The organism is Ectobacillus sp. (genome assembly GCF_056992975.1).
The window spans coordinates 1-3,690 of the sequence record NZ_JBXKMX010000002.1 but is presented as its reverse complement, the minus strand read 5'-3'; the positions used below and the strand labels follow the sequence as shown (position 1 = coordinate 3,690).

6 protein-coding genes are annotated in these 3,690 nt (G+C 35.1%); 3 read left to right on the top strand and 3 right to left on the bottom strand.

Features of this window, described 5'->3' with window-relative positions:
• Positions 1-37: 37 nt before the first annotated feature.
• The 3 genes from AC11ZT_RS00040 to AC11ZT_RS00030 form a co-directional block, all read right to left on the bottom strand.
• Positions 38-601 (bottom strand): SLOG family protein, encoded by a 564-nt coding sequence (locus tag AC11ZT_RS00040; protein ID WP_484057657.1) that lies wholly within the window; start codon positions 599-601, stop codon positions 38-40.
• Between the two features lie 95 nt (positions 602-696).
• Positions 697-1,260, bottom strand: coding sequence for a CotD family spore coat protein (locus tag AC11ZT_RS00035; RefSeq protein ID WP_484057656.1), 564 nt, complete (start codon positions 1,258-1,260; stop codon positions 697-699).
• A 399-nt stretch (positions 1,261-1,659) separates the two neighbouring features.
• A complete protein-coding gene (locus AC11ZT_RS00030) occupies positions 1,660-2,037 on the bottom strand; it encodes a YppG family protein (RefSeq protein WP_484057655.1) in 378 nt (125 codons plus the stop codon).
• Between the two features lie 199 nt (positions 2,038-2,236).
• On the opposite strand from AC11ZT_RS00030, the gene AC11ZT_RS00025 reads away from it, so the two are divergent.
• From AC11ZT_RS00025 to AC11ZT_RS00015, 3 genes are all read left to right on the top strand, one after another.
• On the top strand, positions 2,237-2,434 hold the full coding sequence (locus AC11ZT_RS00025; RefSeq protein WP_484057654.1) for a YppF family protein: 198 nt from the start codon (positions 2,237-2,239) through the stop codon (positions 2,432-2,434).
• A 291-nt stretch (positions 2,435-2,725) separates the two neighbouring features.
• Positions 2,726-3,130, top strand: a complete 405-nt coding sequence (locus AC11ZT_RS00020; RefSeq protein WP_484057653.1) for an ATP-binding protein — start codon at positions 2,726-2,728, stop codon at positions 3,128-3,130.
• The coding region (locus AC11ZT_RS00015) for a histidine kinase dimerization/phospho-acceptor domain-containing protein (protein WP_484057652.1) at positions 3,127-3,690 on the top strand (564 nt) is incomplete at its 3' end. The genes AC11ZT_RS00020 and AC11ZT_RS00015, both read left to right, overlap by 4 nt.

The following is a 3,690-nucleotide window of genomic DNA, read 5'->3' as shown; positions in this document are numbered from 1 at the left end:
ATTTTACCATTGTCTTTTTTATTCTACAATGGTTACATTATACCCTGTCATCGTACACATCGCTTTTCTCCCACTGTTCTTGCTCTATCATATCCTGTAGATCAGAAAAACGAATAAAATAGCAAGGATATTGTTCTATTTTTTTAGCTGTCTCCACGATATATTTAGGACTTCCTTCTTTCTCCTCATCATAAACCACTAACAAAGCATCACTTTTCTGTATAAAAAATTGATTTTTCAATCGAAACTGTTCCGGACCTTCATATTTTTTCTTCGTTATACTGTCCACATGATCGGCCTGAGAAAGAATAAACTCGTAGTATTCTTTTGTATCATCCTTCCATTTCTCTTCTTGCTCTAAAAAAGGGGTAAATACCGCAAGTTTTAGTTCAGGAAATTGTTCCTGCAAATCGAACACAACCTCGGCAGCCCATAATTCAACACCAAGCTGTCCACTTATTATTACCCATTCTAATCCTTCTTCTGCAAATTGAGTGAGATACTTTTGTAAGGCTTTTTTAATATATACTACACCAGGATGATCATTAGAAAAAATACTAAGTTCAAACGGTTTGTATCCTGTAACTGCTAAAATTCTCATCATCATCACCTCACTAATAGTATCATAAAATGGGTGAATTTGTTGCTACCATTGTCCAACACAAAAAGAACTAGCCCCAGCTAGTTCCCTTTTTCTTATTTCTTAAACATGCCGCCTACCATTGGATTTACATTCGGCCCCATATTTCCAGTCATTGCTCCTGCTACTTGAGGACTTGGTCCGTATCCAGGTGTCATGCCTCCAGGACCTGTCATTGCTCCTGCTACTTGAGGACTTGGTCCGTATCCAGGCATCATGCCTCCAGGACCTGTCATCGCTCCTGCTACTTGAGGACTTGGTCCGTATCCAGGCATCATGCTACCAGGACCTGTCAACGGTGAAGCACCGTAAGGACTCATTGGTGCATACGGTCCTGTCATCGCTCCCGCTACTTGAGGAATTGGTCCATATCCAGGTACATTCGTTTGTTGTACAGTGTTAACAGCAGATTGTGTTTGTGGAAAATAATGTTGATTTTGGACCATCTGATGATTTACTAATGTTGAGTGAGTTGGGTGAATATGCGGTACAACAGTTGTTGAAAATGTGTGCGTTTCACAGTACTTTGTTGGATGTACAACTGGTGGTGTAGTCATAACTGGGCCTGTTGCAGCTGGTGATACGAAAGAAGGCCCTCCAAAACAAGGTTTACAATACATAGTTTTTTTCTCCTCTCCAACATAATGTAGTTACACTTTACAATATGATTGGAAAGAGGTACATGACTATTACAAATACCTATTTACTATGATAAAATCGTGTACAAAAAATGCTTAAAACTTGTAAATACCAAAACCGTTAACACTACTAATCCAAAGAACATATATAAAATTACATTTTTCACAGGTTCCGCTCCATTTAAATGAATTTTTTCTCGTTCTAATTGTATACGTGATCGTTAAAACGAACAATATATTTACGACAAAAACATACATTTTTTTCACTTTTGTAATATTTATAATATTAATAGATAAATCAAACCATCATTTCGTTCGTAGTAACGAATAAATCCTTTTAGTAAGCTATGTAAAGATGGAGCAACATCGCAGTTGCTCACTCTATTTAAAAAAACCTCCTACTTGTTTTACAAGTCCTGTTACTTGATTCATTGCGTTCATCATTTGTCCTGCCGTATTCATCATTTTATTAATATCATAATTTCCATCATTCGTTTTAAATTGGGAAATAATACTTGAAAACTGTCCTTGCTGCTGTGTTTTATTATTTTTTGTAGGGTATGGATTATACGGATTCATGGCATGTTGATAGTTTGGCTGAGTCGGATGATAGGATGGTTGTGGCGGAGGGTAAAAAGACGGTTGCTGATTATGAAATGATAATTGAAAAGGTTCATAATAGTTCGTTTGATTCATTTGAACTGGTTCAAACGGATACATATTATACATGTATCCGTTTGGATTTTGATTAGGATACATTAGAATCCCTCCCTTCTTATAAATAAGATATGAAAAAATACGATAGAACGTGTAACGTCCTCTTCAATTTCAACTACTAAATGTAGGATATAGTGTCTAATCGTGTCGATAGTTTCAATTTTGCAAAAATTATAAAAGCTTTTTATTTATGATACGATAAAACAGTAGAAGTGAATTCTTCTCAAGGGGGAATGAGGATATGACACTAGGGGAACTACGCACATATTTTATTTCATTAAAGCAATACGAACCAACAGATTTGAATATGCTGTTAGACTTTGCTGGCCAGAGGTATTTACAGGGATCCATTTGCATTTCAGAGTATCGAAGTGTAATTCGAGAATTAGAGGCATATGGTGCAACAAAGCCAGATTATAACACTGGATTAAGTAACTAATAATATAATCAAGAACTGTTTTCTCCAAGACAGCCCATAGGCTGTCTTGGTTACTTTCACTGTAACTAATGGTTTCCTTTTTTTAAATATTCATCTCAATGCATATTATTTTTAATCCCTCATTATTTCTTGAATCTTTTAACAGATTACTAATAATATTACTTTATTATAAAAAATAATATAAATAAACCATATTTTTAAAAAATTCTAATTTTATTTTTCTCTAAATATGCTAAAATACAATGTAAAAATATAGATATTATGAATTTATAAAAAGGATAGGGGAATACTTTGTACAGAATTATTATTGAACGAGAGGATGACGTGTACCTAGCAAGTACAATCGGAAAACGGGTTGCTGAAGATTGCGGATTGAATAAGATCCAACAAACGAAATTAGTAGTATCGATAATGGAATTAACTCGCAACATTGTCTTTTACGCTGGCAAAGGTGAAATCTATATAAAGCCAGTTATATCCTATGGAATTGAAATCATCGCAATTGACCAGGGTCCTGGCATTCCAAACCTTGAACAAATTTTAAATAATACAGTCCCTTCCAAAACCGGATTAGGATTGGGGTTATCAGGAGTGAAGCGCTTAATGGATGAATTTGAAGTCACAAGTACCATAAACCTTGGTACAAAGGTTAGAGCTGTAAAGTGGCTTGATGAAGGGCGGGGTTCATTACGATGATGGCATCACCGACGGCTCGTGAGATCGCTTATGGTTTGATTGAACTCAATCCTAATGGCATGATTCAAAAAGTAAATGAGGAGGGAAAAAGGCTTATACTCTCTGATGAGAAAGATACCAACTATCTTTTCCATCGAATTAATAATAACGATATTAAGACGAAGCTACATGAATGTTTTATGGGACGATGCAATGAGTTTATCGTAACAGTAGATACACATCCATACTTTTTTTTATTCCACCGAACATTCAAAGATCAAAAACTAGATAAAGTTCATATATATATGTTCAATATAAGTTATTTACAAACATCCTATGATCATAACAACTGGAATAATCATCTATTATCCTCTATTGGAGAAATGGCAGCCGGGATTGCTCACGAAGTCCGAAATCCTTTAACTTCAGTGAAAGGATTCCTTCAATTGATGGAGGAATCATATAAGCAAGAATATTCTCAAATTGCCCAAAGTGAATTAGAACGGGCAATTCATATTTTAAATGATTTAATGAGTGTTACGAAGCCTGAATTCGCCCAGGAAAAACGAGATACTTTCAAC